The organism is Streptomyces europaeiscabiei, from assembly GCF_001550375.1.
GTDB classification, from domain to species: domain Bacteria; phylum Actinomycetota; class Actinomycetes; order Streptomycetales; family Streptomycetaceae; genus Streptomyces; species Streptomyces europaeiscabiei.
This window is the reverse complement of the sequence record NZ_LRTR01000650.1, coordinates 1-4,815: the sequence shown is the minus strand read 5'-3', so window position 1 is coordinate 4,815 and position 4,815 is coordinate 1. Positions and strand designations below refer to the sequence as shown.

Sequence of the window (4,815 nt, the reverse complement as noted above, 5' to 3'; positions counted from 1 at the left end):
CTGGGCGAGCGTGTCGTGCTTACGCAGGTACGTCAGGCCGACGAGCGCACGTTGGTGCGGCGGGAGTTTGCAGCGGCGGTCGCTCTCGCGGGTGACGATGAGCATGGTGACCCACTCGACCAGGGCGTGGGGCAGGTCGAGTGAGGCAGAATGGAGGACCAACGCGGCTCCTGTGCCCGTGGGTTGAGACTTCGAACACCTCCCCCAACGGCGCCGGAGTCTCGTGCGTTGCGCCTCCCGGTGGCGTCACCCGATCGGTGGCCTTGGGGAAGGCTCATTGACACCAAGTCGCTCCGAGAATCGGCAGCGTCAGTCGGCGCGGGCACGACGATCACCATGTGTGTGGTGAAGACTGGACAGATGCGTCACGATCCCGGCGGACTCCTGTTCATAGCGCTCGGTCTCACGCTTGTCGCCGCCGGCTTCGTCTGACGGGGACGTGTCCTGCGCCCCCTCTCGGCGGAACGGGCCCGGGCGGCCGTGATCCGGGAGCGATCCAGAAAACCTGCTGCGTTCTGCGGACGTGGCGATCGCCGCAGCGCGCCGCCGGGCCGCACGTGGCGAAACCGGCCATCGTCACGGTCAAGGACGTGACCAGGGTGGCGTGTCAGCGCTACGGGCACCTCTTCGTGGAGCGCGAAGAAGCAGCTGCCGCCCTCCGCCAGCGCTACGAGGCCGCCGACTGCCAGGTGGACTGCATGACAGACGCTTTCAACTGACTGCTCTCTCGGCGAGTGCTTGATGCCAGGGGCATCAAAGCCGTCACCTGATCGGTGGTCACACTGAAAAGGCTCGGTGTCTAACTGCGTGACAACGCCAGCGGACAACGGCGAACAACCGCGAACGCCTGCGGACTATCCGCGCAGGTGAAAGCCCCACCACCCCAAGGCAGCGCCCCCGCCCAAGTTGCTTCGGGACGAAGAAGTCGCCGTGCCAAGGCCGTTCCGGATGCGGGGTCAGCGGCGATCGACTGGGGTGGCCGACGGTGATTCCAAGCAAGAGATCCCAGAAGCGGCGGGGCGGCCGCGGGGGCTCAGTCTCCGAGGCCGTCGCGTAGCAGGCGCCGCGCCGCCTCGGTGCGGGCCGCGGCAAGTTCCGTGACGATCCGCTCGGTTTGGTGGGCTTGCGGCACCACCATGGCTGCCACGGGTTCCGCGGCGAGCAGGCAGGCGCGCCGCAGATGGGTCGGTGGGTGGGTGGTGTCGACCTGGTGTCCGCGTCGCGCTCCGGCGCGGCGCTGCCGTTCGTACTCGTGCTCCGGGACGGACGCCGCGTATGCGGTGAGCAGCCCCCACAGCTCGTCGGCCCGGGCTGTGGCCTCTCGGGTGGACCTCGACCCGCCCAGAGCGGCACGGTTTGCCTCGCTGCGCAGCAGGACCTCGAACGTTTCGGTGATGAGCAACCGGTCCATGAGGCCCGCCGCCGCTTGGGTGGAAGCGGTGCGGGCGGCCAACCGGTCGGCGAGGTACTCGGCCCGGATCCCGGCCCGCGACGTCAGTCGGACGAGCAGTTCCAGTACTCCTCGGACCAGCAGGCGCGGCACCACGTAGAGGGCGTTGACGGCCATCTCGACAGCGGAGGGATGCGGAAGCGGCTGCAGGGTGTGGTGCCAGAGGGACAGGGTGCGCACCGCCGTGCCCACCACCAGGCCGTTGCGCGTGTCGCCGTTGGCGTAGTGGGCCAGTTCGTGGCCGAGCAGCGCGATCCGCTCTGCGGGAGTGAGGACCTCCCACAGCGGCATGCCCAGCGTTAGCAGCCGCCGGCCGCGCACACCGTACGTCATGACACTGGCGTTGATGCTCCCGTCCACGGCGATCGTGTGCACGCTTCGGGTACCGACCGCCCGGGCCACCTCGTCCACCAGGGCGAAGAGTTCGGGCGCGTCGGCCCGGAACAGCACGGGCCGGTCGTCGGGCAGGCGGCCCACCCTCGGGGCAAGCGCCCAGGCCAGTACGAGGAACACCAGACCCGCCACCACGGTGACGGCGCCCCGGCCTGCCACCATGCACCAGACACCGCCGGCGGCGAGCGCGAGGGTGAGGCCGTGCACGGTCATTGCGAGCGTGGTGGCCATCACCGCTGAGACGTCGCGCCGCGGGCGCGGTGTGCGCCCGCTCAGCATCTCGGTGAGCAGTTGCTCGCCATGTCGTCGAGCCAGGGTGCGCTCGGCTCGTTCGAGCCGTCCCGCCTCCGGCTGCGGCTCCTTGGGGTCCACGTTCCAGTCGCAGGCGGCGCACCAGAGGGTGAACCGGCTGTCGCCGCGGATCTCCGTGCCGCAATCCGGGCACGGCTGTGTCGTCTCTCTGGCGACGGCGGGCATCACGGTTTCCCCTCCTCCGCGGCCCTCCCCGAGCCGCTACCTGCCAATACGAGCCGATCTGATCACACGACGAAGTCACAATAAGGTGCGGTCGTCCGCACAGGCTGAACCGTGATCCCGCCGCAACCGTCCGAGGGATGGCAGGGCCGCAGGTCTAAAGCAACATCGTGCAGGACCCGTGCCAGATCGTGCAGGGAACCACGAGGAATAGCAGGGACAAGGAAGTCGGCTGGTCTGCTGCCGTAGTCGCTCCACCGCAAATCAGACCTGGAGCAAACTCCAGATGCTCTGCTTGTTTTATGGTTTGTGAGCTTTGAGCTGATTACGTTCGGCGATGCTTTCTGGGCGCCTGGTCGATTTGGCCACGTCGTAACGGGTGGCGGGTCGCCGGTTCTTCGAGCCGAGTGGGCGTTCTGGTCCGGGAGTTGAGGGTTTGGGTGCACGGGCAGGACTGTGCAGGTGGGGGCGGAGGTTCCTGAACCCCCGGCGGACGCGGGCGGGGGTGAGCCGGGCGGGTTCAGCCCGCTTCTCCCAGGGGCGGCGGAGATCGGCTGCGGCCTCGCGGGTGAGCCGGAGCTGGGTATGCGCTGCGATCACGAGCCACGTCCACCGATCCGCAGCCTCAGGGCTGCGGAGCCTGGGACGTGTCCAGCCGAGCGTCCGCTTTACGAAACGGAAAGTGTGTTCCAGGTCGAAGCGCCTCAAGAACGCTTGCCACCGCAGGTCGACGTCCTCGCCGGTCATGCCGGTCTTGGAGGACCACAGCCAGACCGGCAGCGGGTCGTGACCGCCGGGCAGATGGTCGACCTGGAGGCGGATCAGGGTGCCCTCGATGATGGAGAGTTCGCCGTCGTGGTCGATCCACGCGGAGCGGGTGGTGAGCCGGGGGTGGATGCGGTTCCGGGCCATCGCCATGGCGGTGCCGTAGCGGTCGGTGACCTGCACGGTCTCCGCGTCGGGCTCGCCCCACGTGTCGGGCTTGGCGAAGCGGAACTCCTTGCCGTGCTGCGGCGGTCGCCCGCCCTGGGGATAGGACAGGGCGTACTCCTTGAGTGAAGGTGTCGGCCGTCGCATGACACGGTCCGCACGCATCCGCCCGAGGACCTCGATGGGAAGGCCGTCGAGGAGGTAGGCCATGCGCGGGGCGTCGTAGCCGGCATCGAACACGACCAGAACGTCCTCGTCACCGTCCTCCCACTGCCCCTGGCCGATCAGGTCGGTGACCACACGCCGGACCTGGGCGGCGGTGACCTCGGCGACATCGTCGTCCGGGCCGAGCCGGACCGCGTCCGGCAGCTGGCACCACGACGTCCGCCCGGTCTCCAGCGCGGCGACGAACGAGTACGGCCAGCCGGGGATGAACTGGTCGCTGGAGCGTCCCGAGCGTCCGTAGACATGGCAGAACAGGCGGTCCGGGCTGGTCGGCGCGTCGGGTCGCAGCCACGCGGCGACGTCGACGGCCAGTACCAGGCGCCCGTCGGCAGCCTTGGGCTGCGGCAGCATGGCCAGCGCCTTGCGTAGCCCGGCCGCGTCGATGCGGCCCTGGTTGAGCGCCTCGTACAACGCGCCGTGCCCACGCCGGTGCTCGGCCGGCAGCGTCAGGTCGACCGGCGAGGTCACCGGGCCGTCTCCGCAGAGCATCGCGTCCGTGAGTTCGAACAGGGTGTCACCGCGCCGGGTCAGACATGTGTAGAGGTCCTCTCGAAAGTGGGACGTGAAGCCGAACGCCTCGTCCCGGGCATCGTGGTGCAGCAGACTCACCCCTGCGGCCTTCGTATGAGTGCGGTTCTGTGACGGAACGCATGCTCATGCGAGGCCGTCCGCCTGTCCCGCGAATGCCCAGGTGGGTGAGCCTGCACGACGCGCTGTTCGAGGTCAGCCGCCAGCTGGCGAGCGAAGAAGACCAGGCCGGGGCGGGGCACTATGGCCGAGTGGCTACCGCAGAGACTCCGGCCACCCGCAGGCTGCGGGCGAGGAGTTCCATCTCGGGAAGGGTTCCCGAGAACTCCCCGGCCAGCACGCGTCGTAGTTCAGCCTTAGCCTCGGTCAGGCCAAGGCCGAGTTCAGCCCGCAGCACTCGCATGATCGCGATGCTCATTCCCTGTGGGGAAGCTACCCGCAACCTCGCCGCTCCGTGCTCGGAGAGCAACTGATCGCGGCGGTCAGCCGGCAGTACGCCATCGCACACAGCCACCGCGAACCCACAAGCCGAGCAGATGACCTCAATGTCCCACCGCAAAGAGCCGCCCACCAGGGCCTGGACGCCGCAGCACTCCAGCCGGGCACCGCAGTCCTGGCATACCGCCGAGTACTTGATGGACTCCAACACTGCCTGCCCCATCCCCACCTCCAACACAGCGAGGTTAAACGACAAGCTCAGGGGCAACCGCGACTCTGAACGCGCGGACGCGCACGCCCTGTACCGCCCCTTCCGGTGACACCGCCTCCGCTGCGGGCGCCTCGCATTCGGCCGTCTCGCCCTCGCCCTCGCCCTC

General features: G+C 68.8%; 4 protein-coding genes and 1 pseudogene. 1 reads left to right on the top strand and 4 read right to left on the bottom strand.

Going from position 1 to position 4,815, the window contains the following annotated elements:
- Positions 1 to 162: pseudogene (locus AWZ10_RS31685) on the bottom strand (IS5/IS1182 family transposase); the annotation flags it as partial.
- Between the two features lie 428 nt (positions 163 to 590).
- Between AWZ10_RS31685 and AWZ10_RS55250 the strand changes: the two are divergent.
- Positions 591 to 719, top strand: a complete 129-nt coding sequence (locus tag AWZ10_RS55250) for a hypothetical protein (RefSeq protein ID WP_279616652.1) — start codon at positions 591 to 593, stop codon at positions 717 to 719.
- 314 nt (positions 720 to 1,033) lie between these two features.
- Here the strand turns inward: AWZ10_RS55250 and AWZ10_RS31675 are convergent, their stop codons facing one another.
- From AWZ10_RS31675 to AWZ10_RS31665, 3 genes are all read right to left on the bottom strand, one after another.
- Positions 1,034 to 2,320: a M48 family metallopeptidase gene (locus AWZ10_RS31675; protein ID WP_060892678.1), complete on the bottom strand. Its 1,287-nt coding sequence runs from the start codon at positions 2,318 to 2,320 to the stop codon at positions 1,034 to 1,036.
- Between the two features lie 297 nt (positions 2,321 to 2,617).
- The gene (locus AWZ10_RS31670; protein WP_341846110.1) at positions 2,618 to 4,075 is read right to left on the bottom strand and encodes an NF041680 family putative transposase; all 1,458 of its coding nucleotides are present in this window, start codon (positions 4,073 to 4,075) and stop codon (positions 2,618 to 2,620) included.
- 166 nt (positions 4,076 to 4,241) lie between these two features.
- Positions 4,242 to 4,661, bottom strand: coding sequence for a hypothetical protein (locus tag AWZ10_RS31665; protein ID WP_046705077.1), 420 nt, complete (start codon positions 4,659 to 4,661; stop codon positions 4,242 to 4,244).
- Positions 4,662 to 4,815 lie beyond the last annotated feature (154 nt).

Excerpts from the sequence above, each read along its gene's own strand:
- AWZ10_RS31675 (WP_060892678.1), bottom strand. The coding sequence starts at position 2,320 with ATGCCCGCCGTCGCCAGAGAGACGACACAGCCGTGCCCGGATTGCGGC.
- AWZ10_RS31665 (WP_046705077.1), bottom strand. The coding sequence starts at position 4,661 with ATGGGGCAGGCAGTGTTGGAGTCCATCAAGTACTCGGCGGTATGCCAG.